This is a genomic window from Streptomyces sp. NPDC041205 (assembly GCF_055591765.1).
Window position 1 is genome coordinate 263,538 of sequence record NZ_JBVIZH010000004.1, and the last position, 25,499, is coordinate 289,036.

The following is a 25,499-nucleotide window of genomic DNA, read 5'->3' on the forward strand; positions in this document are numbered from 1 at the left end:
ACGCCGGAGCGCGTCGTCGGGAACCTAATCAATTGCCCCGCGCGTTGAAGCGGTTGGCGCCCCGGGCGCCCACCGCACACCGACCTCGCACCGAACTCCACGTCCCCACCGCTCGCGTCCCACCCGCTCACGTACGAACCACACGTACGAACCACCTGCCCGCTCGCCGACCGCCGCCGATCACACGCCGCTCCGGCACCGACTCGACCAGGAGGCCCCGCGTGCCGTATCGCACCCGGTCGGCTCGGCTGGCCGCGTCGCTGCTCTCGGCCGTCGTCGCCGTCCTGGCGTTCGCCGTACCGTCCCGCGTCGCGAGCGCGGCCACGGGACCCGCCGTCCAGGCCTGGACCGCCGCGACCCAGCCGAGCCCTCCGCACACCTCCAACTCCCCGGGCCAGCAACGCCCCAGGCCCCACGGCCCGTACGTCTCGTCCGGCCAGGACACCCCGCGCGCCGTCCACGCGACCGTCGCGCACCTCCACCACGCCCACGTCCCGCACCCGCCGTACCCCGGCGCCGCCGGCCCCAGTGCCGACCACGCGCCGCTGCGGGCCCTCGGCGGACCGGACGCACACCCGAGTACCTCCACACCGTCCACGCGGTTCGCGGACGCCGCGCCCGAGCCGCGCGGACCCCCGTCCCGACAGAGCTGACGACACCTCACCGGACGCCGCCCGCCAGGCCGGACCCGCCGGGGCACGAGCCTGCCCCGCGCCCGGACCGGTCCCCGGGCCGTCCCCCTTCGTCATGCCTTCCTCGTGGACCTCACGCACCCGTGAACCTCACGCACCCGTGAACCCCACGAACTCATGGACCTCACGGACTCCTGGCCCGCCCGGACCGATCGGCCTCACCGCCCCACGGCCCCCGGGCCCCATGGGTCCCCGTGGATGTGGAGAACTCCCATGCCCCGCGCACCCTTGTGGCGGGCGATCGTCGCGCTCGTCGCCGTCGCCGCCTCGCTGTACCTCGCCCTCACCCAGTCACCCCGCCTCGGCCTCGACCTCAGAGGCGGTACGCAGATCGTCCTGCAGACCAAGGACTCACCCACCGTCGAAGCCGACGCCGACGCCACGCGCAGGGCCCTGGAGGTCCTGCGGCAGCGCGTCGACGCCCTCGGCGTGTCCGAGCCGAGCCTCGCGCAGGCCGGGGACCGGCGGATCGTCGTCGAACTGCCGGGGGTGCGCGACCCCCGCGAGGCCTCCGAAGTGATCGGCCGCACCGCGCAGCTGACCGTGCACCCGGTGACCGCCGAGACCGACCGGAAGGGCTCGGCCCGGCCCGCCGCCGACGGCTCCCGCACCCTGCCCGACCCCGACCGGCCCGGCGGCTACGTCGTGCTGGGCCCGACCGCGCTCACCGGCGAGGGCGTCAAGAACGCCGAGGCGACCCTCGACCAGCAGTCCATGAACGGCTGGTACGTCACGCTCGACTTCCGTGGCAAGGCGGGCGGCGACTGGGCGCGGGTCACCGGTGAGGCCGCGTGCGCGCCGCAGGGCGCTCCCGAACGGCGCGTCGCCATCGTGCTCGACGGCAAGGTCATCTCGGCGCCCGGCGTGAACGCGGACGTCCGGTGCGGCACCGGCATCACCGGCGGCAGCACCCAGATCACCGGCGGGTTCGACGAGGACGAGGCCAAGGACCTGGCCGCGCTCGTCAAGGGCGGCGCCCTGCCGGTGCCCGTCGACGTCGTCGAACAGCGCACCGTCGGCCCCACGCTCGGCGCCGAGGCCATCGCCGCGAGCACCCAGGCCGCCCTCATCGGCCTGGCCCTGACCGCCCTGTTCATCACCTTCGTCTACCGGCTCCTCGGCGCGCTCGCCACCGTGGCGCTGGCCCTGTACGGACTCATGTCGTACGCGGCCCTGCTCGCGCTCGGCGCCACGCTGACGCTGCCGGGGCTCGCCGGATTCGTGCTGGCGATCGGCATGGCGGTCGACGCCAACGTGCTGGTCTTCGAACGCGCGCGGGAGGAGTACCTCGGCGCCCGCGCCACCAACCCGGACTCCCGCGACCGGGGCGCGGGCGCCAGAAGCCTCCCCAAGGCCCTGCACACCGGCTTCACCAAGGCCTGGAGCGCCGTCATCGACTCCAACGTCACGACGCTGCTCGCCGCGGGCCTGCTGTTCTCCTTCGCCACCGGACCGGTGAAGGGCTTCGGGGTGACGCTGTCCATCGGCGTCCTGGTGTCGATGGTGTCGGCGTTCGTCGTCACGCGGGTGCTCGCCGAGACCGCCGTCCGCCGCGGCTTCGTGCGCCGTCGCCCCCGCCTCACCGGCCTCGCCACCTCGGGGCGGCTGCGCACCCTGCTGGCGCGCCGCGAGCCGCAGATCGTGCGCCGTCGGCGCCGCTGGCTCGGCGCCAGTACCCTGCTCGTCGCCGTGGCCGTCGCGGGCATCGCGCTGCGCGGCCTCGACCTGGGCGTCGAGTTCACCGGCGGGCGCCTCGTCGAGTACAGCACCAGCAAGCAGGTCGACGCCGACACCGCCCGCAAGGCCGTCGCCGACGCCGGTTTTCCGCGCGCGGTGGTGCAGGAGTCCGGCTCGGACGACATCACCGTACGGACCGGTGAACTCACCGACGCCGAACAGGAGAAGATCAAGGAGGCCCTGGCCGAGAAGGGCGGCGGCCGGGCCACCGTCGAACGCGACGAGCGGATCGGCCCGAGCCTCGGCGACGAACTGCGCCAGAAGGCGCTCATCGCCCTCGGCATCGCCGTGGCCGCCCAACTGATCTATCTCACCGTCCGGTTCCGCTGGACGTTCGCGTCGGCGGCCGTCGCCGCGATGGTCCATGACGTGCTGCTGGTGGTGGGTCTCTTCGCGTGGCTCGGCAAGACCGTCGACAGCGTCTTCCTCGCCGCCGTGCTCACCGTCATCGGCTACTCCGTCAACGACACGGTGGTCGTCTTCGACCGCGTCCGCGAGGCCCGACGCCGCGACCCCCGCGCCGACCTGGCCAAAACGGCCAACACCGCCGTGATCCGAACGCTCCCCCGCACGGTGAACACCGGCATGGGCGCCCTGTTCGTCCTGGCCGCCCTCGCGGTCCTCGGCGGCGACTCGCTCGCCGACTTCTCGGTGGCCCTGATCGCCGGCGTCGTCGTCGGCGTGGCGTCGACGGTGTCCGTGGCGGTTCCGGTCGCCGTGTCCCTGGAGCGCCGCAAGCCCGCCCCGCCGCGCCGGCGGCCCGCGGGGGAGCGGGACCGGCCGAAGGACGGCAGTCCGCTGGAGGCCAAGCGGCACCGTGGGACGGGCGCGGTCGTCTGACGGCATGCGCAAGGGTGCCCGCCGGGTTCGCCGCTCCCTGAGGAGTCCCTGAGGAGGCGGCGACCCGGCGGGCACCCCCGTCGGTCACGCGATGTCACCCGGCCGCACGGTGTCACCCGGCCGCAGGGTGTCTCAGCGCGCCACCCGCCACGTCAGCGACCCCTTGAGCAGCTTCCGCAGCTCCGGGGCGCGGACCGCGCGGGTCGGGTCGGTGGCGCGCACGGTGACCTTGTGGGCGCGGCCGTCGGCGGGGACGCCCAGGGCCTTCGGCGTGATGGACCGCGCGTCGACGCCCTTCTTGACGGCGCGTCCGTCGACGGACCAACGCAGCCGGACGCCCTCGGCGGCGAGGACCTTGACGCGCTGGCCGCGCCGCACCTCCTTGTCGGTGGGGGTGACGGCGGAGACGGCCGAGCCGTGCCGGTGGAAGCCCGCGATCATGGCTTCGCGTCCGGGCGAGTTGAACTCCCGGCCGAGGGTGCGCATGATCGAGTTGTCCGTCGGCCGGTAGAGGCCGCGCGGGTAGTAGCCGCCGCCCTCGTACGCGCCGACGGTGCCGCCGTCGGGCGAGGACTGGCCGATCCAGCGGTACCACTTCTTCTTCTGCGCGGTCAGCTGGGCGGCGGTCAGCTTGCTGATGTTCGACTCCCACGGCTCGGCGCCCGTGTACGTGCCGTACTCGTCGTACACGTACTCGTCCGCCAGCTTGCCCAGGGAGTGCCCCGTCTCGTGCACGACGACCTGCGAGGACTGTTCGTTGTCGGAGGAGGCGGTGGCGATGCCGTCGTAGCCGGACGGCGAGGTGATGTCGTTGTAGCCCGCGCCGCCGTACTTGGTGGAGTTGGACAGCACGATCACCAGGTCGGGATCGGCGGCCTTGCTCGCGTACGCCTCCACCTTGTTGGTGTCGACGCACAACAGCCGCTCGATGCCGTCGCAGTAGAACGCCGAGCCGAGCGCGGTGTCCTTGCGGACGTCGCTCGTCGGGTCGCCCGAGATCCCCGACTGGCGCGAGTGGGCGTCCACCGCCCACACGTTGAAGAGGTTCTTGTACGAGGCGTACGGCTCGACGGCCGACACCTCCGCCCACTTCGTGCGCACGTCGGCGTGGAAGTCCTCCTGCTGGGCGGCGGTGTAGCCGTCGCCGATGAAGACGACGTCGGCTTTGGAGCCGACCGGGCCGTTCTGCACGATCGGGACGACGGTGCCGTCGTCCGCGGCGGTCCTGCGCTCCTTGGCGGTGAGCGGGTCGGGAGCAGGCACCTCGGTGTGCCGGGGGTGGCCTTCCGGGCCGGTGAAGTACTCCACGTGCTGGGTGGAGTCGGCGCCGCTCCGGGGGGAGGGCGATTCGGGCTCCGCGGTCGCGCCCGCGGTGGCGGCGAGGGTCGCCGCCAGGGCGATCCCGGCGGCTGTCGCGATCTTGAGCGGCGTACGTCTGGCTATGCCGGACTTGCGTCTGCGCATGGTGGGGGTCCTTCCGAAGTCCGCCGTGTAAGTGGCGAGTTAAAGCCGTTTAAGGCGTCGCTCAACGTAGAGGCTTCGGGGGCGTGCAGGCAATGGCGAGGCGCAAGATATGTAATGAGACAGATGAGTTCACGCCAGGGGTGGCGGTGGCCGTGGCGCCACGAGGGGCGGCCGCGGAGCCGGAACGCCCGCTCACCGGACACGGGTTCCTGGTGGCCGTACCCTTGACAGACACCTGAATTCCCTCCGGCATCTATGCATGACCGCCGTCATCGACTTAGCTCAGGGCCTGACCTAGGGAAGGGGAGAGGTGGCGGAGAACAGTCCCGAGGCCGCCCGGTCCGAGGAAGCCGTCGAGATCGGCCGCCGCGTGCTGAGGCTGCGTACCGAACAAGGGCTCACGCAGCGGCAGGTGGCCGAACCCGCCTACACGGCCGCGTACGTCTCCACGCTGGAGTCGGGCAAGGTGCGGCCCTCGGAGGCCGCGCTGCGACACCTCGCCGGACGCCTCGGCGTCGACTACGAAGAGCTGGCCACGGGCCGCCCCGCCCGCCTGGCCACGGACCTGCGGCTGCGCCTGACCGACGCCCGGCGCGCCCTGGCCACCGGCGCCCCCGAGGACGCCGCGGAACTCTTCCGCGCCCTGCACGAGGAGGCCGTGGCGCACACCCTGGTCGAGGAGCAGGCCACCGCCCTCCAAGGCCTCGGCGACTGCCTCCTGGAGTCCGGCGAACTCACCGACGCCCGCGACTGCTTCGCCGCCGCCGAACGCCTCCTCGCCGACCAGCCCCTGCCCGTGCGCGTCCCCGCCATCCGCGGCCGCGCCACCGCCCACCTCCTGACCGGCGAACTCCGCTACTCCTGCTACCTGCTCGAAACCACCCTCGACGAACTCAACGCCTCGGGCCTGCACGACCCCGACGCCCTGCTGCTCCTCTACACCGCGTCCATCGCGCCCTACATGGACATGGGCGCGCACGCCCGCGCCGCGCACGCCGCCGAACTCGCCCTCGCGCTCGCCCCGAGCGTCAGCGATCCCGCGCTGGTCGCCCATATGCACCGCGGCGTCGCCCGCACCCTCATCGCCGAAGGCCGCACCGCGGAGGCCGACGCGTCCCTCGCCAAGGCCCAGGAGCTCTACCGGCACCTGCACATCCGCACCGAACTCGCCCACTGCCACTGGATGCGCGGCTACGTCCACGCGCAGGACGGCGATCTCCAGGGCGCCGAGACCGAACTGCGCACGGCCCGCGACATGCTCGCCTCCAAGCGCGCCGCCCTGTTCACCGTGCAGGTCGAGGTCGAACTCGCGGACGTGCTGCGGCGGCGCGGCAAGGCCGACGAGGCGGAAGCGCTGCTGCGGCCCCTGCTCACGTCCGGCGAGGACGTCGGCGCCCTCGGCGCCGAGCGTGGCGCCGTGCACGCGGGCGGCGCCCACCGGCTGCTCGGCCTGATCGCCGAGGAGCGCGGCGACACCGACAGCGCCGAGGAGCACTACTGCGCCGCGCTCTCCCTCCTGGAACGCTCCAGCGCGGCGTGCGACTTGGCGGACCTGTGCCGCCTCCTGGGCGACCTGCTGCGCCGCACCGGCCGCGTCGAGGCCGCCCTCGACGCCTACCGCACCGGCCTTGGCCACCGCGCGGCCCCCGGCACCACGACCCTCGGCCCGGCCCCGGCGACACCCCCGATGTGAGTCCCTGCCGCCTCGGCCGTCCCGCTCGCGATGCCCGCGGACGTCACCCGCGCGGGGTCCCGGGGACCCGGGCCACACCCACGTAGAAGCCGCTCAGCTCACGCTGCGGGGCGGGCCCGTCCCTGAACCACTCGGTGGCGGTCACCAGGCCGGGCTCGACGAGGTCCAGGCCGTCGAAGAAGCGCTCCACCTCGGCGCGCGAGCGCATGCGCAGCGGCACCCGGCCGTCCTTGTAGGCGGTCGAGACGGACTGCTCCAACTGCGGGTGCTCGTCGGCGGTGCCGTGCGAGAACATCAGGTAACTGCCGGACGGCAGGGCGTCGACCAGGGCGCGCGCGAGCCCGTACGGATCCTCGTCGTCCATGATGAAGTGCATCAGCGCGATCAGGGACAGCGCGACGGGCTTGTCGAAGTCCAGGAAGCCGTGGGCGTGTTCGAGGATCGCGCCCGGCTCGCGGACATCGGCCTGGATGTAGGTGGTGGCACCCTCGGGCGCGCTGACCAGCAGTGCCTCGGCGTGCCGCAGCACGATCGGGTCGTTGTCGGCGTATGCGACCCGGGCGGCGGGCGTGATCGCCTGCACGATCTGGTGCAGGTTCGGCTCCGTGGGGATGCCGGTGCCGATGTCCAGGAACTGGTCGATGCCCTGGCCGGCCAGCCAGGCCGCGGCGCGCTGCATGAAGGCCCGGTTGCGCCGCGCGTTCTCGCGCGACTGCGGCGGCAGCTTCTGCGCCAGCTCCTGATCGACCAGATAGTTGTCCTTGCCCCCGAGCAGCCAGTCGTAGACCCGCGCCGGGTGCGGCTTGCTGGTGTCGATCACGTGGGGTTCGGATGCTGCCGTCATACGTGACTCCAGTGCGGGTGGGGCAGGGAGGGGCCGCGGCGCGGATGATCAGGATTATGTCAGCGCGCAGGGGGTGGTACGACGGGGGTTCGGGACTCGAACGGGTGCGTGAGCAAAGGGTGAGGGGCCGAGGTCACGCCTGTTCGGGCGTGTCCTGTACGTCGCCCAGGGTCGACGCGGCCAGGGGGTCGCCCTCGGCGAAGTCGCCGGGCGGGATGCCGGGGTGGTGGCCGCCGGACGCGGCGTCCGGCGGGGTGGTCGGGGCGAGGGCCAGGCGGGAGACGATGCGGTAGCGGTCGCCCCGGTAGAGGGAGTGGACGTACTCGACGGGCTGGTCCGCCGCGTCCGTGGTGAGGCGCTCGAAGAGCAGGGCGGGGGACAGCTCGGGCACGTCCAGGAGGCGGGCCTCGGAGCGGGTGACGACGGTCGGCTCGATCGTCTGCGTGGCCTCGTGGACCCGTACGCCGTGCCGCTCGCGCAGGTGCGCGTACAGGTCGCCCGACTCCAGCTCGCGCGCTGTCAGACCCGGCACCAGATCCGCCTTGAGGTGCAGGTGCTCGACGGCCATCGGCGTGCCGTCGACGAGCCGCAGCCGTGCCACGTACACGATCCGCCCGGCCGGTGACATCCGGAGCCTGCGGCCCACGCGGGCGCCGGCCGGGACGGTGGTGAACTCCAGGAGGCGGCTCGACCAGGTGCCCGCCGCCTGCGGCACCGACAGCGTGGCGCGGCCCGAGACCAGCTCCTGGGTGATCTTCTCCGGCGCGACGAACATGCCGCGGCCGTGCTCGCGGACGAGCAGTCCGGCCGCGACGAGTTCGTCGACCGCGGCCCGCAGTGTCGGCCGGGACACGCCGAGCTGGGCGCACAGGGCGCGCTCGGAGGGGATGCCGTCACCGGCCTGCCGGGACTCGATCAGTTCCAGGACGAAGTCGCGCACACGCTCCCGCTTGAGCACCGTCCCCGGTGCGTCGGTCTCCATGGCGTCCTCCGTCACCTCGCTGGTCAGGTGAAGTGTAGCCATGGTGCCGGTGTACGGAACCTGTCAACTCGATACGAGAGTAGGTGAGTTGGGGGCTGTGTGGTCTCGCGCGTCCAGGGTTGACGGGTCCCTGGTGCCGTGCCACCTTCATTCACCGGCAAGAGGTCAGCTGACCAGTTGTCCAACTGGTCAGTTCGAGGGTCGTCGGACCGGCACGCCGACCCGACCGGTTTCCCCCCACAGTTCCGGAGAGGAACGCCCCGTCATGACCCAGCACTTGACGCCCGCCTCGCCCCCGCCTCCCGCACCCGCCCGGCGCCCGCGCCGCCGCGCCGCTGCCGCCCTGGCCTGCGCCCTCGGCTGCGCCGCCCTCGCCGTCCTGCCCGCGGCCGCGTCCGCCGCGGACTCCCCGCGGGGCGACTCCCGGCAGGCCGACGCGCGCGGGGCGGCCGACGCGGTCCTGTTCGACGACTTCTCCTACACCGCCCACGACGACCCGCGCGTCTCCGCGCACGGCTGGAGCGTCCGCTCCGACTCCGGCGGCCCCGGGGTGCCCGGAGCGTCCTGGGTGCCGCGGAACATCACGTTCCCGTCGACCGGCGGCACCTCCGTCATGGACCTGGAGACGAAGACCGCGGGCACCGCCGCGAGCACCGAGCAGACCGAGATCCTCACCCGGTCGACCAAGTTCAGGAACGGCACCTACGCGGCCCGCGTGAAGTTCAGCGACGCCCCGGCGTCCGGCCCCGACGGCGACCGCGTCGTCCAGACGTTCTTCACCATCAACGACCTCAAGGCCCCGATGGCGGACGACTACGCCGAGTACGACTTCGAGTACCTGCCCAACGGCGGCTGGGGCGAGCCCGGCAACATCCTGTACACGACGTCCTGGGAGACCTACGCCCCAGACCCCTGGCAGGCCGTCAACCAGCACACCGAACGTCGCGAGAGCTTCGCGGGCTGGCACGACCTCGTCCTCACCATCGACGACCGGGCCATCACGTACTACATCGACGGCCGGCACTTCGGCACCCACGACGCCGCCTACCTGCCCGAGCGTCCCATGTCCATCAACTTCAACCACTGGCTGATCGACCTCGCGGGCCAGCCCGCCACCCAGCCCCGCTCCTACCACCAGCAGGTCGACTACGTCCTGCACGTCAAGGACCAGGTCCTCACCCCGGCACAGGCGACCCAGCGGGTCGCGGCGTACCGGGCCGCGGGCACGGCGTTCGAGGACACGGTGCCTGCGCCGTAGCGCACGCACCGGACCCGGGCGCGCACCGGGCGGGGCCGCCCACGGGAAGTGACGGGCCGCTGTGCTGGGATGAGTCCATGACAGCACCACGGCCCACGCCGCCCCGGACGGCCCCTGCCCGTACGGCGGTCGACTGGCCCGTCTCCCTCACGACGCCGCGCCTGACCCTGCGTCCCGTCGAGCAGCAGGACGTCCCCGACGTGACCCGACTGTGGACGGACCCGGAGGTACGCCGCCACCTCGGCGGCCCCGTCGCGGAGGATGTCGTGCGCGCCCGCAGCGAGCAGTGCGCGGGCGCGCCCGGCCTGTTCAGCGTCGTACGCACCGCCGACGGCGCGGTCCTCGGCCTGGTCGTGGCCGAGCCGGACGCCCGCGACGGCCGCACGGAGGTGTCGTACCAACTCCTGCCCGAGCACTGGGGCCACGGGTACGCGCGCGAGGCCGTCGGCGCCGTCGTGGACTGGGCCCGCGGCGGCGTCCGATCCTCCGCGCCCGGCGTGGTCGCGGTGACACAGCGCGCGAACCTCCACTCCGTGCGCCTGCTCCAAACCCTCGGCGCCCGCGAGGCGGACGCCTTCGTGGAGTGGGGCGAGCCGCAAGTGCTGTACGTGTTCGGCCCGGAGGCGCCATGACCGTCACGCTGCGCGTGGGCGCGACGGACGGGGTGCCCGGCATGGTGCTGCGGCCCTGGGAGGACGGTGACGCGGCGGCGCTGATCGACGCGTACCGCGATCCTGTGTTGCGGCGGTGGACGCGGATGCCCGTCCACGACCACGCCGACGCCGCACGCTGGTTGGCGGTGCGGCACAAGGGGTGGGCCACGGAGGACTACGTCAGCTTCGCCGTCGAGGAGGAGCGCGGGGGCGAAGGACGGGAGCTGGTGGCCAACGTCGCGCTCAAGGAACCCCGGAATGCCACCGGGGTCGGTGAGGTCGGGTACTGGACGGTGGCTGCGGCGCGCGGCCGGGGCGTCGCGTCGCGGGCCCTCGACGCGCTGACGGACTGGGCGTTCGGGACGTACGGTGACAGCGGGCTGCACTGGCTGCGGCTGCTGCATCAGGTCGACAACGTCGCCTCGTGCCGGGTCGCGGGGAACACCGGCTACGAACTGCACGCGGTGCTGCCCGTCAGACCGCCGTTTCCCGCGCCGGGGCATCTGCACGTCAGGCGGCGTGTCGCACCGGAGGCCACTCACAAGTGACCTGTAGTTGTCGGACGGGGAAATGCCCTGGTGGCCAACGGCGTTAATCAGCCGTTGTCTCGACGGTGAATTCCGTTGATTCGTGAAGCCCTCGACACTCGCTATTCCCGGCATTGAAAACGGTCACCGATGCAGCCTTTGCGGACCTCGTCGATCTGCGCTTGACTGCCGTGCGTCGGATGCCGAGACCAGCCGGGGGGACCTTCCTGTGGGGCACGCTCACACGCACCACGACGGGCACGATCACCAGGCAGGAGGCCATGGCGGGCACAGCCATGGCGTCTCCGCCGACGCCGACCGGCGATGGCTTTCGCTGGCGCTTGTATTGATTGGCGTTTTCATTTCGGTGGAGACGGCGATCGCATTCATATCCGGTTCGCTCGCGCTCCTGTCCGATGCCGTCCACATGCTCACGGACGCTTTCTCCATCGTCCTCGCCCTGGTCGCGATGCGGCTGGCCGCGCGGCCGGCGAAGGGCACGTACACCTTCGGGCTCAAGCGCGTCGAGATACTCTCCGCGCAGGCCAACGGCCTCACCCTGCTGCTCGCCGCGGTGTGGCTCGCGTACGAGGCCGTCGTGCGGCTGCTGCACCCGCCGGAGGTCACCGGCTGGATGGTCCTCGCCACCGCGCTCACCGGCGTCGCCGTGAACCTCGCGGCGACCTGGTGCCTGTCCAAGGCCAACCGCGCCTCGCTGAACGTCGAGGGCGCCTACCAGCACATCCTCAACGACCTGTTCGCGTTCATCGGCACCGCCGTCGCCGGTGTCGTCGTCATGACCACGGGCTTCGCCCGCGCCGACACCCTCGCCACGCTCTTCGTCGTCGTCCTCATGGTCAAGGCGGGCTGCGGGCTGCTGCGCGACTCCGGCCGGATCCTGCTCGAAGCGGCGCCCGCGGGCCTCGACCCCGACGCCATCGGCGACCGGCTGGCCGCAGCGCCCGCGGTGGCGGAGGTCCACGACCTGCACATCTGGACCATCACCTCCGGCGAGCCAGCCCTGTCCGCCCATGTCCTCGTCCACCCGGGCGGCGACTGCCACGCGGTACGCCGCGACCTCGACCACGTCCTCGCCGAGACGTACGGCCTCACCCACACCACGCTCCAGATCGACCACGAGGACGACGCCCCGCACCCCGCCGCCGCGTCGGCGTCCGCGTCCACCGGCGGTGCCACGGCACCCCACTGCGCCAACGGCCACGGCCCCACGCATCGGCGTGAACCACACGCTCACTGACGGCCGGTGACAACTTCGGGCGCCTACCGGCGTGCTCAGACGTGCAGTTCGGGCGACAGTCCGGTCCAGCGGAGCTCGGGGGGGGCAATGCCCGGTGTCGTTGTGGAGGAGCAGGGACGCCGGGCGGCCGGGTGCGTAACGGATCACGGTGAGGCCCGCGTTGGTGTGGTTCAGGCCGAGCCGGCGCCACGCGGGCGCGTCGAGTGCGGCACGCGCCAGCCAGCCGATTAGGAAGTTGTGGGTGACCACCAGCTCGTGGCGGGGCGTGTCGCCCTCGACGGGGCCGGTGAACCGGTCGCGGGCCGCCTGCGCGAGGGCGGGGCCGCGCTCCCGCTCGCACGCGGGGAAGGCGGCGAGCCGGTCCAGCACGGTGGCGTCCGAGTCCTGCGGAAACTCGCCCCGGGTCGGCAGGTGCGGGATGTAGTCCCCGGCGGCCTCGGACAGCGTGAGGGGGACGTCGGGGAGTTGGTCGTGGACGAGCCCTGCGGTCTGCGCGGCGTGCGGCAACGGGCCGTGGCTGATCTCCGCCGGCGGGGTGCCGCGGCGGCGCTCGCCGAGGAGGACGGCCTGGCGGCGCCCGCGGTCGGTCAGTCGGATTCGTCCGGGGACGCCTCGCCTTGCCGGGCGAGATAGAGGTAGCGGGCGGCGGTCGCGGTCATCGAGGTGCTCCTGGGTGGTGGGCGGTGATGGTTCCGGTGGGGGTCATGGGGCCGAGACCAGCAGGTGGACGGCCAAGGCGACGATGAGGGCGCTGGACGCCAACGCCGTGCCGAGGCGGCCACGGCGGCCCGTGAGGGCCCGGCCGACCAGTGCGCCACCCCCGGCGAGCAGCAGTTGCCAGCTCGCCGACGCGGCGAAGGCGGCAAGGGTGAACACCGCCTGGTCCAGGCGGTCCGGCGCCGCGTCGGTCTGGCTGCCGACGACGAGCGCGGCGAAGTAGATGACAGTCATCGGGTTGAGCAGCGTGAGGGCGAGGAGGCTCGTGTACGCCCGGGCGGGTGTCACCGGGTTCTCGTCGCTCCGCCCGGCCGTGTGCGGTCGGCGGTACGCGGCGAGGGCCTGCGTGGCCGAGCGCAGCGCCAGGGTGATCAGGACGCCCGCGGAGATCCAGCGCAGCGGGCCGATGAGCGGGCGCACGACGGGGGCCGCCGTCGCGCCCGCGACCGTGGCGACCAGCGCGTACACGCCGTCGGCCGTGGCCACCCCGAGGGCCGCGCAGGCGCCGGTCCGCAGTGAGGTGCGCGCGGTCAGCGCCATCAGGTGGGCCGCGACCGCCCCGACCGGGATGGCGATGCCGTACCCGGCGAGGAGGCCACCGACCAGATACCCGGTCACCGTCGCGGAAGCGTCGGCCCCCACCGTCGGCCGGACCGCTGCTGCCGCTTCACCGGACGACCGGTGGAGGCGGGCGACAGCGGGGCGGCGGAGAGCGTGCTCAGGGGCACGCGCGGGATGAACGACATGGGCAGATCGTGTGGCGAGGGTCGGCGCTCGGGCAAGTGAATTTGTGGAGTGGTGTGGGGCGGAGCCGGGTGGTGCGGGGCGGCGGTGCGGTGCCGGGTGGTGCGGGCGAGCGGGGTGCGGCGGAAGGGGGGCGGTCCCGTGCGACGTGGGGCGGTGCTCGGCGCGCTGTGGCGAGGGAGGTGCGGGGTGGGCGGAGCCACCCCGCACCTGGCGAGTCCTCGGCGTAAGCGCGTCCGCGTCACCGCGCCCGGGTCACCGCGTCGGCGGCGGCGCGCCAGGGCCGAAGCGCCCACGTCACCGCTCCGGGTCCAGCGCGCCAGGCCCGAAGCGTCCACGTCACCGCGTGGCGTTCGCCAGCGCCCGGCGCGTCGACGGCATCATCGCCGTGCCCGCGGGCTTCGACCAGCGCCGCCTCGCCGCGGCGGCCGAGGGCGTTCCCGCGGTCCTCGCCGGCTGCCCGCCCGAGGGCTTCGACGCCGACTGCGTCCTGGTCGACGACTTCGGCGGCGCCCGCGCGGCGCCCGCCCGCCTGCCGGCCCACAGCCACCACCGCGCGTGGGCTTCCTCGGCTCACCGCCGCCGTGTACACCGGCACCGAGCGCCCGCGCGGCTACCACGCCGCCGCGGGCGTGCCCGCCCGCACCCGCCTCGTCCGCCAGGGCCAGACCGAACCGGCTGAGGCGGAGCGCGCCGCCGAACTCCTCGCCCTGCCCGAGCCGCCGACCGCGCTGTTCTGCTCCAACAACCGCAACACCACAGGGGCGTTCCGGGCCCTGCCTGCCACCGGCGCGGACACCGCCCTCGCGGGCTTCGACGACTTCGAACTCGCCGACGCGCTGGGGCTGCCCTCACCCTCGTCACGTACGACAGCGACGAGTTGGGGCGCGTGGCGGGGCGCCTCCTCATGGAGCGGATACGGGAGCGGAAGGGCGGGGGAGCGGGCGCGTACCGGCGTGTGGTGCTGCCCACGGGCCCTGTGGAGTAAGGGAGTTGAAGAGGGGTTCGGGCCTCAGAATTCGAAGCGTCGCGCCGACCGGGACAGCACCGCCGACGTGGTCTCGACGCCCCAGACCCCGCGCAGCTCCGCCGTCAGCGCGTCCATCAGCTTCGCCACGTCCGCCGGAGCCGACTCGTGCAGCGCCTCCACGATGATCAGGACGTCCGTCGTGGTGTCACGGACCGCCGAGTAGCCGCTCTGCCGGTTGGTCCAGCGTCTGGCGTGGGCACGGCGGGCATCGTCGGCGAAGATCACCTCGCGCGGGTCGGGGCACTCCTCCGTCCCGGCGAACGTCTCGTAGACCTCGTCGCCGTCGGCGTACCGGACTTCGAGATCCCCGGAGATGAGGGACACGTCGAAGACTCCGACCGGGATGCCGTACGCGAGGGACACGGCGTTGCAGAGGTCGATCAGGGGGTGGATGCGGGGCAGGGAGCCCTCCTTGCGGAAGCGGCGCAGGAGGGATTCGGAGGCGCAGCGGTACTGGGTCGGCTTGAGGCCCATCGCGGCGAAGGCGCGCCGCCAGGCCCGCACCTCGGGCAGGCCGCTCTCCTGCGTGGCGGCGAGCCGTTCGGCCGCTGCCGCGCCGAACGTGGCGACGGGCCGGTCGACCGACGCGTCGGCGGTGATGCCCCGAGTGAAGATCACCCCGGGGACCAGCTGGGGGAAGTCCTGCCAGAGGTCGCTCGCATGCTGGAAGTGCACGGTGTTTCCGTTCGGGAGGGGTCGGGAGATCGGGAGGTCGGGAGGAGGGGCGGGACATCTGGAGACAGGGGGGCGGGGCGATGCGGGGCGTGGTCAGAGGAAGGCGAGTTTGAGACCGAGCGCGGCGAACGCGCCCGCGAAGACGCGCCGCAGCCATGCCATGACCCGGGGCCGCCCGATCACGTGGTCGCGCACCGCCGCGGCGAACACCCCGTACAGGGCGAACACCACGAGCGTCACCAGCATGAAGCAGGCGCTGAGTTCGGCCATGCGCAGGAAGCTGTGGGGATCGTTCTTGTCGACGAACTGCGGCAGGAAGGCGAAGAAGAAGACGGTGAGCTTCGGGTTGAGCAGATTCATGAGGACGGCCGACGTGATGACGTCGGCGACCGAGCGCGGCGCGCCGTCCCGCTCGGCCGCGAGGTCGCTCTTGTCGCGCAGGGTCTTCCACGCCATGAAGAGCAGATACGCCACCCCCAGGTACTTGAGCGTCTGGAACGCGATGGCGCTGGTGTTGAGCAGCGCGGCGAGACCTGTGAGGGCGGCCAGCATGTGCGGCACGATGCCCACGGTGCACCCCACGGCCGCCACGACACCGGCCCGGGTGCCCCGCGAGAGACCGGCCGCGACGGTGAACAGCACGCCGGTGCCGGGTGTCACGGTCAGGATGAGCGTGGTCAGCAGGAACTCCATGGCTTGACTCTCCCGCCACAATGGATTCATGAACAGGTCCAATGGATCTCCCTCCCACAGGTCCATAACGCAGGTCGGCAAGGCCGTGGCCGCCTCCGACTTTCTGCAGCTGAACCCGGCCGACGCCCCCAGGGGCGGGATGTCGGACTGGCTGGCCCGGCAGATCCGGCGAGCCGTGGCCGAGGGGCTGCTGCCGCCCGGGAGCAGGCTGCCCGCCACCCGGGTCCTCGCCGATGAGCTGGGCGTGTCGCGGGGCGTGGTGACCGAGGCGTACCGGCGGCTGACGGAGGACGGGCACGTCGAGGGGCGGGGGCGCGCCGGGACCGTGGTTCTGGCGGCGCCGCTCGCCCGGCCGGCGGAGGGTGGCCTGGGGGAGGGCGGTCGGGTGGGGTCCGGCCAGGCGGGGCGACGGGCGGGGGAGCGCCGGTCCGCGGCGCGCCGGGCGGGGGTGCGTGACAGCGCGTCAGAGGAGCGGGCGCTGTTCGACGACCCCCTCGACACCGGCGTCTTCGACGCGCTCCGTGCCGCACCCGCCCGCGTCGACCTCTCGCCGGGCCTCCCGGACCTCGCCGCGTTCCCCCGCGCGGCGTGGCTGCGTGCCGAGCGCGCGGTGCTCGCCGGACTCGTACCGTCGGACTTCGGCTACGGCGACCCGCGCGGCACCCCGGCGCTGCGCCGCGCCGTCGCCCGCTGGCTCGCCCTGAACCGCGGGATCGCCGCCGACCCGGACGAGGTCCTCGTCGTCGCGGGCACCGCCCAGGCGCTCGGCCTGCTCGCCCTGGTCCTCAAGGACGAGGGCGTCACGCACGTCGCACTCGAGGACCCCAGCTCCCTGGGCATCCGGCAGCACCTGCGCAACTCCGGCCTCCAGTCGCCGCCCGTGCCCGTCGACGAGCGGGGCGTCCGCGTCGACGCGCTGCGCGCCACCGGAGCCCGGGTCGCGCTGCTCACCCCCGCCCACCAGTTCCCGACCGGCGTCGTCCTCGACGGCGTCAGGCGCCGCGAACTCGCGGACTGGGCCCGGGACGGCGGACTGATCATCGAGGACGACTACGACGCCGAGCACCGCTACGACCGCCCGCCCGTGCCCGCGCTGCGCTCCACCCTCGCCGACCACGTCGCCTACGCGGGCAGCGTCTCCAAGCTCCTCGCGCCCGCCCTGCGCGTGGGCTGGCTGCTCGCCCCGCGCCGCTACCGGGACGCCCTCGTCGACGCCAAGCGCTTCGCGGACCTCGGCAACGCGGCCCTGCCCCAGCTGGTCCTCGCCCACCTCATGGAGTCCGGTGAGCTGGAGCGCCATCTGCGGTTCCTGCGCCGGCGCCACCGCGGCCGGCGGGACGCCATGATCGCGGCTCTCGCGGACCGGCTGCCGGGAGCCGTCGTCCACGGCGCCGCCGCGGGCCTGCACCTGACGGTCACCCTGGAGCCCGGCTGCGACGACACCGCGCTGGCCGCGGCCGCCCTGGAGCGCGGCGTCAAGGTGCAGCCCCTGTCCTGGCACGCCCAGCGCCCGGGGCGGCCGGGCCTCGTCCTCGGCTACGCGGCGAGCACGCCGTCGGACATCCGGGAGGGCGTGTCGGTCCTCGGGGACCTGCTCCACTGAGCGGACGACCTGATCCTGCGCCGGCGGCATTGACGAACCGTCACCCCGCTTCTACCTTCGACGCGTCCAGTCGTACGTCAGATATGAGACGTGATACGTGAGAGCCGAGAGGCGGACATGACCTCCGTGCCCGTACCGATCCCCTCCCGCACCCAGTTCGTGCAGGAGGCGATCAAACACCGCATCCTCACCGGGCAGTTGACGCCGGGGCAGCCCTTGGTCGAGACCGAGCTCGCCGAGTCGTTCGGAGTGTCCAAGACGCCGGTGCGCGAGGCGCTCAAGACGCTGGCCGGGACCGGGCTCGTCGTGATGAACCAGTACAAGGGCGTCGCGGTGCGCACCGTGGACGCGGACATGGCGCGTGAGGTCTACGACGTACGGCTGCTCCTCGAACCGGAGGCGCTGCGGCGCACGGTGCGCGGTGGAGCCTCCCTGGACGCCGCGGCCGAGGCGCTGGCCCGCGCCGACGAGGCCGCGGACGCCGCCGAACGCTCCCTCGCCAACAGGGAGTTCCACCGCGCCCTGTATCTGCCGTGCGGCAACCCGCTGCTCGGGCGGATGCTCGACGAGGTCCGTGACCAGGCCGCGCTGGTCTCGGCGGTCGCCTGGGCCGCCGAGCCGTCCTGGCGGCGCGAGGCCGCCGAGCACCGCGAGATCCTGCGGCTCGCCCTGGCGGGCGACGGCGACGGCGCGGCGAGCGCCCTGCACGCGCACATCGCGTCGTTCGTGGAGCGGGCCTTTCCCGAGGGCGGGACGGGCGACGGGCGGCAGTGACGTCAGGACGCCCCCGGCACGCCGCACGCCGCCCCGGTCCGCGACGGCACGGGCCGCACGGGGCGGGCTCTAGCCCTCCTTGCCCGTGAACACGCGCCCAAGGAGGGCGTACAGCGTCGCCCGGTCCTCGTCGTCGAGGGTGGCGAGGCCTGCTGTCGTCGTGTGCATGTTGGCGCGGATGGTGTCGATGGTCTGCTCGCCCTCGGAGGTGAGGACGACGTTCTTGACGCGGCGGTCGCCGGGGCTCGGCTCGCGGCGGACCAGCGAGCGCTTCTCGAGGCGGTCCACGATGCCCGTCATGTTGGAGGCGTCGCAGGCCAGCGTCTCGGCGAGCACACGCATCGCGGCGGGGCCGCGGCGCAGCACGGTGAGCGTCTTGGCCTGGCTCGCCGTGAGGTTCTCGCGGGCGGCCGCGGCCGTGAAGTCGCCGTAGTAGGCGCCTAGCGACACCGAGAGCAGCTCCATGAGCTGGCCCGTGCCGACGCGCGGGTGTCCTGGCATGTGATCCACCTTACGCCCAGAAACTTGACCATCTCAAATATTGACGTCTACCGTAAAGGCATTACTTGAAGTTCTCAAGCTTCTAGGTTCTTAAGTAGTTGGGAAAGAGTTTCCGTGTCTCACGCACAGCACACGGCCCCCGCACGGGCTTCCGGGCAGACCGCGGTCGTCCTGGTGCTCGGGCTCGCCGCCATGGTCGTCTCGATGATGCAGACGCTGGTCGTCCCGATCCTCGGGATCATCCAGAGCGAACTGGACGCCACCACTGCCAACGTCAGCTGGGTGACCACGGCCACGCTGCTGTCCGCCGCCGTCTTCACGCCCCTCCTCGGCCGCTTCGGCGACATGCACGGCAAGAAGCCGACCCTGGTCGGCGTGCTGCTCGTGATGATCGCGGGCTCCGTCCTCGCCGCCACCACGACCTCGCTGACCTGGCTCATCGTCGGCCGCGTGATGCAGGGCGCGGCCACCGCGATCTTCCCGCTCGCGCTGTCCGTGCTGCGTGAGGAGATCAAGCCGGAGAAGCTGCACGGTGCGATGGCCCTGGTCAGCGGCACGCTCGCGTTCGGCAGCGGCCTCGCCCTGGTCGGCGCGGGCCTGCTCACACAGGGCTCCGACCCCGACTACCACCGGGTCTTCTGGCTCGCGGTCGTCCTCGCCGTGGTGGCGCTCGTCGGCGTGCTGTTCGTCGTGCCCGCCTCGCGTTCGAAGACGGGCGGCCGCACGGACTGGCTCGGCGCGCTCACCCTCGCGGCGCTCCTCGTCCTGCTGCTCCTGCCGATCTCGCAGGGCCATGAGTGGGGCTGGACGTCCGGCCGTGTGCTCGGCAGCTTCGCGGCCGCCGTCGTGATGGCGGGCGTGTGGGTGTTCACCGAGAAGAAGGTGAAGGAGCCGATGGTGGACATGGAGATGTTCACGCACCGCCCCGTGCTCTTCACCAACCTGGCGGGCCTGCTGCTCGGCTTCGCGATGTTCGCCCAGTTCATCGGCGTCTCGTACCTGGTGCAGATGCCCGAGCAACTGGCCGGCTACGGCTTCGGTGCCTCCGTGCTCGACGCCTCGGTCGTCTACCTCCTGCCGACCACGCTCGTCTCGCTGGTGGGCGCCCAGTTCGGCGGCGTCCTGGTCCGCCGGATCGGGGCCCGCGTCACGCTGGCCGCCGGTGCCGCCTTCGGTGTGATCGGCTTCGCCTGGCTGACCCTGGCGCACGGCACCACCGCCTCGGTGATCGGCGCGGGCATGGTCGTCGGCCTGGCGATCAGCTTCGGGTACGCCGCCATGCCGGCGCTCATCGTCGCCAGCGTCCCGGCCCACCAGACGGGCATCGCCAACGGCATCAACTCCATCTCCCGCTCGGTCGGCAGCGCCATCGCGAGCGCGACCATCACCTCGCTGCTCGCGTCGAAGACCATCAAGCTCCCGGCCGGGATGCCCGCGCTGCCCGAGGAGAGCCAGTTCACGCTGAGCTTCGCCATCGCCGGAGCGGCCTTCGTCCTGGTCGCGGCGGTCTCCCTGCTCGGGCTGAAGGCGGCACACGCGCCGCGTACGCCCGTGCTGCGGAAGATGGCGGAGTCGGAGACTCCCGAGCGCGCCGGGGTCTGAACCCCCTAACCGCTCGGATCGGAACCGGCGCGCGGCCCGGCCGCCTACAGGTGGCCGGGCCGCGCGCCGTCCGCTGTCCGGACGAGCCGGGTCCGGGCCCGGTGCCCCAGCTACCCGGCCGCGTCCAGGGCGTCCGTGCGGGCCTCGATGGCCCGCAGTACCGCGACCATGTCCTCGCCGCCGTGCCCCAGCGCCACCGTGTCGGCGAACAGCGAGTGGCAGACGTCGAGCAGCGGCGAGGCCACACCGGAGGCCCGTGCCGCGTCCGCGACCAGCCGGTTGTTCGTCAGGACGTCCAGCGCCGCGGCCTGCACGCCGAAGTCCCGCGCGAGCAGCTTGGGCGCCTTCATCCGGGAGACGCCGCTCGCCATCGGCCCGGCGTCGAGCACGTCGAGGAACAGCTTCGTGTCCAGGCCCTGGCGCTCCGCGAAGTGGAACGATTCCGAGAAGCCCGTGACCGTGGTGATCAGGAACAGGTTCACCGCCAGCTTCATCAGCAGCGCGCCCGGAACCGAACCGCACCCGAACGTCTCCCGGCACATGGGCGCGACGAACGGCCGCACCTCGGCCACGTCCCGCTCCGCGCCCGCCAGCATCGCCACCAGCAGCCCCGCCTCGGCGGGCTCGCGCGACCCCGACACCGGCGCCTCCACGTACCGCCCGCCCGCCGCCCGCACCTCGGCGCCGAGCGCGCGCGAGTACTCCGGTGAGGTCGTCCCCATGTGCACGACGGTGTGCCCCGCGACCCGGGCGCCGAACGCCGGGGTGTCCCGGCCGAGCGTCGCGTCGATCGCGGCGCTGTCGGCCAGCATGAGGATGACGACGGGAGCCTTTTCGAACACCTCGTCCACGTCCACCGCCACCCGCGCCCCGGCGTCGCGCATCGGCGCGCATCGGGCGGCGGTGCGGTTCCAGACGATCAACTCCGCCCCGGACCGCGCGAGCCGGAGCGCCATGGGCTGCCCCATGACACCCAGCCCCATGAACCCCACGTCCATCCCGAACTCCCGTCCCCGAACGTCGAGGCCGTGCGGCCGAGGTCATCGGCCGGGCCGTCTATGACGGCTGTCATAGTAGCGGGGGAAGTACGGTTCGGCACAGGAGAGTTCGTGCGGGGAGCGGGCCACCGTGTGCGACGTGCCCGGTCCGCGTGTGAGGTGCCGGGTCCGCGTACGGCGTGAGAGGTTCGCGTACGACGCGACGCGTGAGGTGGAGGCGACAGCGTGACCGCAGGTGAGGCGTCCGGGCGGGGGCCGCGTGAGCGCATGGTGTTCAGCGCGGCCCAGTTGCTGCGCCGGGGAGGGGTCGGCGCCACCGGCATGCGGGACGTGGTCGAGCACGCGCGGGCGCCGCGCGGCTCGCTCCAGCACTACTTCCCCGGGGGCAAGGAGCAACTGGTCAACGAGGCCGTGGAGTGGGCGGGCCGGTACGCGGCGGGCCGTGTCGCACGGTTCGTGGCGGGGCTGCCAGAGCCGACGCCGAGCGGGCTGTTCGCCGCGATGGTGCGCCAGTGGACGGACGAGCTCGCGGCGGCGGGCCAGACGTCCGGCTGCCCGGTCGTCGCGGCCGTCGTGGACCGCGCTGCCACGAGCGAGTCCACACGGCAGGCCGCCGCGGCGGCGTTCGCCACCTGGACCCTCCCGGTGGCCGCGGCGCTCGCCGACATGGGAGTGCCGCCCGCCCGGGCCGAAGCGCTCGCCACCGTCATGATCAGCGCGGTGGAGGGCGCCCTGCTGATCGCCCGCGCCGAAGGGGACGTACGCGCGCTGACGACAGTGGCGCAGGAACTCGGCCCGCTCCTGGACGGTGCGGTCGTCCGGCGCTGAGCCGACCCGCCGCAGCCGCACCCAGGTCCGGGCCCGCCGAGCCCGGACGCCCGCACCTCCGGCCGTGCGCCCCGCCCTACCCCCGTACCTCCGAAGCCGCCGCCGTCCGCCGCGCGTGCACCAGCGCCTCAAGCACCACCGGATGACCGAGGTGGCGCGCGACCAGCACCAGATGGTCGCGTTCCGCGGCGGCGGGCACGTCCTCCCCCGGCAGCGCCGCGAGCAGCATGTCGGTGTCGGCGGGCGGCAGCCCCCGGCCGCGCGCGTCGGCGGCGTACAGCAGGGTCGCCGCCGCCTGCGCCGCCACGACGTCGAAGCCGACGAACCCGCGCCGCGCGAGCTGGTCCACGGCCCGGGCGGGCGCACTGCTCATCCAGGGGCTCAGGCTGCGGGCACCGTCACGGATCTCGACGAGCCTGCGGGACAGGGCGATCCGGGTGTCCCAGCCGCCCCAGAGGAGGCCGGGGGCGAGAACGAGCTGCGGGTCGGCGCGCACGACCGTCTGCCACAGCGGGCGCAGGGCCTGGTAGTCGCGCCGCTCCCGTCTGCGTGCGGTGACCGACAGACGGACCAGGCTGTAGTTGGCGACGAGGCCGCTGACGGCGGTGGTCAGCCACGCGGCCTCGGCGAAGCCCTCGAGGGGCAGGCCGCCCGCCGCGCCGACCATCGCCGTCAGGACGCAGACGACATGGAGCAGGTCGAGGGCGACGGCCAGCGCGAACTCAAGGACGCACCGCCGCAGTTCGGGAGCGAGCCGGGGGCCCGCAGACGCCAGCAGCGCGCGGCAGCGCCGCACGGTGGTCATGACGACGGCGGTCACCATGGCGAAGTACACGAGGTGAAACGCCACGGCGTCCGGGGTGTGCACGTAGTCCGGGGCGAAGAGAAGAGGACGCGCCTCGCCGCTCGGTTCGGCCCGGGCATAGAGGACCGTCATGGCGGCGACCGTGGCCGCGTAGAACGGGGCCCAGGCGAGGAGCGTGCGGTGCGGCGCGCCGTCCGTGTGCTGCTCGGGGTGCCACAGCACCGACATCAGATGGGCGTGGCCGACGCACAGCAGGCCCACGATGTTCGCGAGCAGGGCGGACAGATGGGGCGCTGCGAACGCGGTGTCGACGGCGCGGTACACGGCGGGCGTGGCCAGCAGGAAGATGACGCTCGCGAGGAACAGGGACGACGCGGAGACCTTGAGCAGGACCGCCGGTTCGCGCCGGGCGGCGAGCGCCTTGCCGGTGGCCAGGAGCAGGGCGAGGGCGGCGGCGGTGAGACCGACCGCGGTCAGGGTCGCGTGCCACATCACAGGTTGGAGCGCCGGTTGGCGAAGGAGGTGAGCGGCGCCGTGTGGCCGCCGTCGTCATCGAGGGACAGCAACAGCATGCCGACGGTGGCGAACACCTCCGCCGACCACTCCTCGTCCTCCTCGTAGCCGGTGCGCAGTTGCACGGGCCGGGTCAGCACCTCCCGCACCACGTCGGCGGGCAACGAGGGCATCTGCTCGGCGACGAGGTGCGGTTCCAGGAGGTCGCAGGCCGTGACGGCGTGCGGATCGACGTCCGCGGGGCTCGAGCTGAGCAGGTGGTAGAGCTCGTGCAACAGGACGTGCAGCCCTTGGCGTTCGCTGGTGTTGGCGGTGATGACGATGGTGTCCTCGGCTTCCCCCTGGACGCAGAACCCGCTGATGTGCGAGGGCAGGGGCAGCTTCTGGACGGTGATGTTCCGGCCGCGCGCGCGGGCGACGGTGTCAAGGAGCGTCTGCAGCCCCTGGCCCGGCCGCAGTCCGAGGTCGTCGTGGATGATGCGGATGGCCCGCCGCCGCGCCCTGGCCCAGGCGCGGCGCTTGCGCACGGCGGAGCGGATGCGGTGCGAGGCGTCGGCGACGCGCGCCCGGCCGGTGTGGCTCCACACGGCGGGGGCGACGACGGTCGGCACGGGTCAGCTCTCCCGGCTCGGTCCGGTGCCGGGCCGGGCGCGCCCGGCACCCGGTGGTGGCACGGCTCTTGGGACCGGTCGAGCCAGTCGTGCCGCCGCCGCTCTGCGTTCCGGTTCCGCGAGACACGGGACCTGTGCCCGTCTGCTGGCGCCTCTCATAGGCCGTTCACGCTCCCCGTTCCCTACGTGATGGGCGTGTGCCCGCTGACCTGCGCAGGGACAGTATCAGGCCGGTGACGTAACGGTTCGGCGGCACCGCGTGTCAGCCAACGGACGGCGCCGGTCCGGAATTTGGACCGCGGCGCTGGTCGGGCGGTGGTTACGACCGGAAGTCGAACACTGTACGGCCGGAGCCTGTGTCAACAATTGAAGACGGCGCTGGCCGGGGACGGTTGGGGCGGATACTCTCAGGTCGCCCCAACGAGTTCCGTGGCCCATGGAGACCTTCAGGTGAACGCAGCCGACCACCAACCGGCGCCCGGACACGAGATCGCCCGTCTCCTCGCCGACGTGGACGCCTACGCCCTGCGTCTTGGGACCTCGCGCGGCCGCCTGCTGGATGTCGTGCTCATCTCCCGCGCGACCGGCATCGAGCCGGAGCGGGTGCGGGCCCTGCTCGCGGGTGAACTCCCCGAGGAGGAGCCCCGGGAGAAGAACGCACGGGAGGGCTTTCGCAAGGCGCTGTTCCAGCAGCGCCTGCGCTTCCTGCAGCGGACCCGGCTCAAGGAGACCGCTGCGGGCAAGGAGCCCTATGGGCTCAGGGAGATCTCACGGGCGACGGGCATCTCGGCGCAGCACGTGTCGAACCTGCTCAACGGCGAACGTGGTGCGAACCACGACCACGCGGCCCGCCTGGAGCTCTTCTTCCGGGTGCCGGAGGGCTTCTGCTCCCGCACCGAGGGCGCCGCGCTGATCGCGTATCTGCGCCGGATGGTCAACGAGGACCTGCCGAAACTCGCCACGCGCGCTGTCCTTCAGGAGCTCGGCGCGCGCTCGGTGGCCTTGCGCAGTACGGCGGACGGCGCCCAGATCGACACGCTGCGGGACCTGCTCCCGGCCCTGGACGAACTGGTCAAGGTGATTCAGGGGCGTAAGCAAGGTGATTCAGGGACGTAAGGCGGGCGGGGCCCGGAGGGCGGCGGCGGGCGTCCGTAGCGCGGGTGCGCTACGCGCGTTGTGGTGCAGGGAGAACAGTGAGGCGATGCCTCTGCGGGTTCATTCGAGGCGCACGCCCATGACATGCATCGTTCTCAATCGTTGACACCGCCTGTGATAGTGCATCAGGATCTGTCTCACGCCAGGGCCGGGGGCAGGCCGGCTCTGACGGGGAACGAAGCCTGCCCGGATGTTCCATTCGTCCGCATGACCTGATTTCGGGCTTCCCGCGTGGGGGCGGGGGAAGCCCGACGACGAGTCATCGGTCCTGCTCATGCCCTGATCGGCCTTCGTGCCGCGTC

22 protein-coding genes and 2 pseudogenes are annotated in these 25,499 nt (G+C 72.9%); 12 read left to right on the forward strand and 12 right to left on the reverse strand.

What is annotated here, in order from left to right:
- Window positions 1-221 precede the first annotated feature (221 nt).
- Window positions 222-653, forward strand: a complete 432-nt coding sequence (locus ACZ6BG_RS20965; RefSeq protein WP_469003489.1) for a hypothetical protein — start codon at window positions 222-224, stop codon at window positions 651-653.
- 252 nt (window positions 654-905) lie between these two features.
- A complete protein-coding gene (secD, locus tag ACZ6BG_RS20970; RefSeq protein ID WP_469003491.1) occupies window positions 906-3,269 on the forward strand; it encodes a protein translocase subunit SecD in 2,364 nt (787 codons plus the stop codon).
- A gap of 132 nt (window positions 3,270-3,401) precedes the next feature.
- Here secD and ACZ6BG_RS20975 read toward each other — a convergent pair whose 3' ends face one another.
- Window positions 3,402-4,733, reverse strand: a complete 1,332-nt coding sequence (locus ACZ6BG_RS20975; RefSeq protein WP_469003492.1) for a M64 family metallopeptidase — start codon at window positions 4,731-4,733, stop codon at window positions 3,402-3,404.
- Window positions 4,734-5,043: 310 nt separating this feature from the next.
- Between ACZ6BG_RS20975 and ACZ6BG_RS20980 the strand changes: the two genes are divergently transcribed.
- Entirely contained in the window at window positions 5,044-6,426 is a 1,383-nt protein-coding gene (locus ACZ6BG_RS20980; protein ID WP_469003493.1) for a helix-turn-helix domain-containing protein, read from the forward strand.
- A gap of 43 nt (window positions 6,427-6,469) precedes the next feature.
- Here the strand turns inward: ACZ6BG_RS20980 and ACZ6BG_RS20985 are convergent, their stop codons facing one another.
- Together ACZ6BG_RS20985 and ACZ6BG_RS20990 are read right to left on the reverse strand one after the other, a co-directional pair.
- Window positions 6,470-7,270, reverse strand: a complete 801-nt coding sequence (locus ACZ6BG_RS20985; protein WP_469003494.1) for an SAM-dependent methyltransferase — start codon at window positions 7,268-7,270, stop codon at window positions 6,470-6,472.
- Between the two features lie 133 nt (window positions 7,271-7,403).
- On the reverse strand, window positions 7,404-8,252 hold the full coding sequence (locus tag ACZ6BG_RS20990; protein WP_469004127.1) for a GntR family transcriptional regulator: 849 nt from the start codon (window positions 8,250-8,252) through the stop codon (window positions 7,404-7,406).
- A gap of 457 nt (window positions 8,253-8,709) precedes the next feature.
- Here ACZ6BG_RS20990 and ACZ6BG_RS20995 point away from each other — a divergent pair.
- From ACZ6BG_RS20995 to ACZ6BG_RS21010, 4 genes and pseudogenes are all read left to right on the forward strand, one after another.
- Window positions 8,710-9,510 (forward strand): annotated as a pseudogene (locus tag ACZ6BG_RS20995) (glycoside hydrolase family 16 protein); the annotation flags it as partial.
- A gap of 77 nt (window positions 9,511-9,587) precedes the next feature.
- The gene (locus ACZ6BG_RS21000; protein WP_469003496.1) at window positions 9,588-10,142 is read left to right on the forward strand and encodes a GNAT family N-acetyltransferase; all 555 of its coding nucleotides are present in this window, start codon (window positions 9,588-9,590) and stop codon (window positions 10,140-10,142) included.
- The gene (locus tag ACZ6BG_RS21005; protein ID WP_469003497.1) at window positions 10,139-10,711 is read left to right on the forward strand and encodes a GNAT family N-acetyltransferase; all 573 of its coding nucleotides are present in this window, start codon (window positions 10,139-10,141) and stop codon (window positions 10,709-10,711) included. The genes ACZ6BG_RS21000 and ACZ6BG_RS21005 overlap by 4 nt, the downstream gene beginning before the upstream one ends.
- Window positions 10,712-10,919: 208 nt before the next feature.
- Window positions 10,920-11,948 carry a cation diffusion facilitator family transporter gene (locus ACZ6BG_RS21010; protein ID WP_469003499.1) on the forward strand — a complete coding sequence of 343 codons (1,029 nt, stop codon included), beginning with the start codon at window positions 10,920-10,922 and terminating at the stop codon, window positions 11,946-11,948.
- A 35-nt stretch (window positions 11,949-11,983) separates the two neighbouring features.
- Here the strand turns inward: ACZ6BG_RS21010 and ACZ6BG_RS21015 are convergent.
- The 5 genes and pseudogenes from ACZ6BG_RS21015 to ACZ6BG_RS21035 form a co-directional block, all read right to left on the reverse strand.
- A pseudogene (locus ACZ6BG_RS21015) lies at window positions 11,984-12,607 on the reverse strand (histidine phosphatase family protein).
- 43 nt (window positions 12,608-12,650) lie between these two features.
- Window positions 12,651-13,307, reverse strand: coding sequence for a LysE family transporter (locus ACZ6BG_RS21020; protein WP_469003501.1), 657 nt, complete (start codon window positions 13,305-13,307; stop codon window positions 12,651-12,653).
- A gap of 343 nt (window positions 13,308-13,650) precedes the next feature.
- A complete protein-coding gene (locus ACZ6BG_RS21025; protein ID WP_469003504.1) occupies window positions 13,651-13,962 on the reverse strand; it encodes a hypothetical protein in 312 nt (103 codons plus the stop codon).
- A gap of 459 nt (window positions 13,963-14,421) precedes the next feature.
- The gene (locus tag ACZ6BG_RS21030; RefSeq protein WP_469003507.1) at window positions 14,422-15,114 is read right to left on the reverse strand and encodes a B3/B4 domain-containing protein; all 693 of its coding nucleotides are present in this window, start codon (window positions 15,112-15,114) and stop codon (window positions 14,422-14,424) included.
- A 93-nt stretch (window positions 15,115-15,207) separates the two neighbouring features.
- The gene (locus ACZ6BG_RS21035; RefSeq protein WP_469003510.1) at window positions 15,208-15,807 is read right to left on the reverse strand and encodes a LysE family translocator; all 600 of its coding nucleotides are present in this window, start codon (window positions 15,805-15,807) and stop codon (window positions 15,208-15,210) included.
- 28 nt (window positions 15,808-15,835) lie between these two features.
- Here ACZ6BG_RS21035 and pdxR point away from each other — a divergent pair, with 28 nt between their 5' ends.
- Window positions 15,836-17,410 carry a MocR-like pyridoxine biosynthesis transcription factor PdxR gene (gene pdxR / locus ACZ6BG_RS21040; RefSeq protein WP_469003512.1) on the forward strand — a complete coding sequence of 525 codons (1,575 nt, stop codon included), beginning with the start codon at window positions 15,836-15,838 and terminating at the stop codon, window positions 17,408-17,410.
- A 117-nt stretch (window positions 17,411-17,527) separates the two neighbouring features.
- Entirely contained in the window at window positions 17,528-18,184 is a 657-nt protein-coding gene (locus ACZ6BG_RS21045) for a GntR family transcriptional regulator (RefSeq protein ID WP_469003514.1), read from the forward strand.
- 69 nt (window positions 18,185-18,253) lie between these two features.
- On the opposite strand, the gene ACZ6BG_RS21050 is transcribed toward ACZ6BG_RS21045, so the two are convergent.
- Window positions 18,254-18,685: a MarR family winged helix-turn-helix transcriptional regulator gene (locus ACZ6BG_RS21050; RefSeq protein ID WP_469003516.1), complete on the reverse strand. Its 432-nt coding sequence runs from the start codon at window positions 18,683-18,685 to the stop codon at window positions 18,254-18,256.
- A gap of 114 nt (window positions 18,686-18,799) precedes the next feature.
- On the opposite strand from ACZ6BG_RS21050, the gene ACZ6BG_RS21055 reads away from it, so the two are divergent.
- Entirely contained in the window at window positions 18,800-20,287 is a 1,488-nt protein-coding gene (locus ACZ6BG_RS21055; protein ID WP_469003518.1) for an MFS transporter, read from the forward strand.
- 110 nt (window positions 20,288-20,397) lie between these two features.
- On the opposite strand, the gene ACZ6BG_RS21060 is transcribed toward ACZ6BG_RS21055, so the two are convergent.
- Window positions 20,398-21,285: an NAD(P)-dependent oxidoreductase gene (locus tag ACZ6BG_RS21060; RefSeq protein WP_469003520.1), complete on the reverse strand. Its 888-nt coding sequence runs from the start codon at window positions 21,283-21,285 to the stop codon at window positions 20,398-20,400.
- A 267-nt stretch (window positions 21,286-21,552) separates the two neighbouring features.
- Here ACZ6BG_RS21060 and ACZ6BG_RS21065 point away from each other — a divergent pair, with 267 nt between their 5' ends.
- Window positions 21,553-22,113: a TetR/AcrR family transcriptional regulator gene (locus ACZ6BG_RS21065; RefSeq protein ID WP_469004130.1), complete on the forward strand. Its 561-nt coding sequence runs from the start codon at window positions 21,553-21,555 to the stop codon at window positions 22,111-22,113.
- 76 nt (window positions 22,114-22,189) lie between these two features.
- Here the strand turns inward: ACZ6BG_RS21065 and ACZ6BG_RS21070 are convergent, their stop codons facing one another.
- Both ACZ6BG_RS21070 and ACZ6BG_RS21075 read right to left on the reverse strand, forming a co-directional pair.
- On the reverse strand, window positions 22,190-23,410 hold the full coding sequence (locus ACZ6BG_RS21070; RefSeq protein WP_469003522.1) for an MAB_1171c family putative transporter: 1,221 nt from the start codon (window positions 23,408-23,410) through the stop codon (window positions 22,190-22,192).
- Window positions 23,410-24,042 (reverse strand): hypothetical protein, encoded by a 633-nt coding sequence (locus ACZ6BG_RS21075; RefSeq protein WP_469003524.1) that lies wholly within the window; start codon window positions 24,040-24,042, stop codon window positions 23,410-23,412. The genes ACZ6BG_RS21070 and ACZ6BG_RS21075 overlap by 1 nt, the downstream gene beginning before the upstream one ends.
- 450 nt (window positions 24,043-24,492) lie before the next feature.
- Between ACZ6BG_RS21075 and ACZ6BG_RS21080 the strand changes: the two genes are divergently transcribed.
- A complete protein-coding gene (locus ACZ6BG_RS21080; protein WP_469003526.1) occupies window positions 24,493-25,158 on the forward strand; it encodes a helix-turn-helix transcriptional regulator in 666 nt (221 codons plus the stop codon).
- The last annotated feature ends 341 nt before the right edge of the window (window positions 25,159-25,499 follow it).

What these genes read in the sequence shown, in the direction of transcription:
- secD (WP_469003491.1), top strand. Translation starts at nt 906, where the DNA reads ATGCCCCGCGCACCCTTGTGGCGGGCGATCGTCGCGCTCGTCGCCGTC.
- ACZ6BG_RS20975 (WP_469003492.1), bottom strand. Translation starts at nt 4,733, where the DNA reads ATGCGCAGACGCAAGTCCGGCATAGCCAGACGTACGCCGCTCAAGATC.
- ACZ6BG_RS20985 (WP_469003494.1), bottom strand. Translation starts at nt 7,270, where the DNA reads ATGACGGCAGCATCCGAACCCCACGTGATCGACACCAGCAAGCCGCAC.
- ACZ6BG_RS20990 (WP_469004127.1), bottom strand. Translation starts at nt 8,252, where the DNA reads ATGGAGACCGACGCACCGGGGACGGTGCTCAAGCGGGAGCGTGTGCGC.
- ACZ6BG_RS21000 (WP_469003496.1), top strand. Translation starts at nt 9,588, where the DNA reads ATGACAGCACCACGGCCCACGCCGCCCCGGACGGCCCCTGCCCGTACG.
- ACZ6BG_RS21005 (WP_469003497.1), top strand. Translation starts at nt 10,139, where the DNA reads ATGACCGTCACGCTGCGCGTGGGCGCGACGGACGGGGTGCCCGGCATG.
- ACZ6BG_RS21035 (WP_469003510.1), bottom strand. Translation starts at nt 15,807, where the DNA reads ATGGAGTTCCTGCTGACCACGCTCATCCTGACCGTGACACCCGGCACC.
- pdxR (WP_469003512.1), top strand. Translation starts at nt 15,836, where the DNA reads ATGAACAGGTCCAATGGATCTCCCTCCCACAGGTCCATAACGCAGGTC.
- ACZ6BG_RS21045 (WP_469003514.1), top strand. Translation starts at nt 17,528, where the DNA reads ATGACCTCCGTGCCCGTACCGATCCCCTCCCGCACCCAGTTCGTGCAG.
- ACZ6BG_RS21050 (WP_469003516.1), bottom strand. Translation starts at nt 18,685, where the DNA reads ATGCCAGGACACCCGCGCGTCGGCACGGGCCAGCTCATGGAGCTGCTC.
- ACZ6BG_RS21060 (WP_469003520.1), bottom strand. Translation starts at nt 21,285, where the DNA reads ATGGACGTGGGGTTCATGGGGCTGGGTGTCATGGGGCAGCCCATGGCG.
- ACZ6BG_RS21065 (WP_469004130.1), top strand. Translation starts at nt 21,553, where the DNA reads ATGGTGTTCAGCGCGGCCCAGTTGCTGCGCCGGGGAGGGGTCGGCGCC.
- ACZ6BG_RS21070 (WP_469003522.1), bottom strand. Translation starts at nt 23,410, where the DNA reads ATGTGGCACGCGACCCTGACCGCGGTCGGTCTCACCGCCGCCGCCCTC.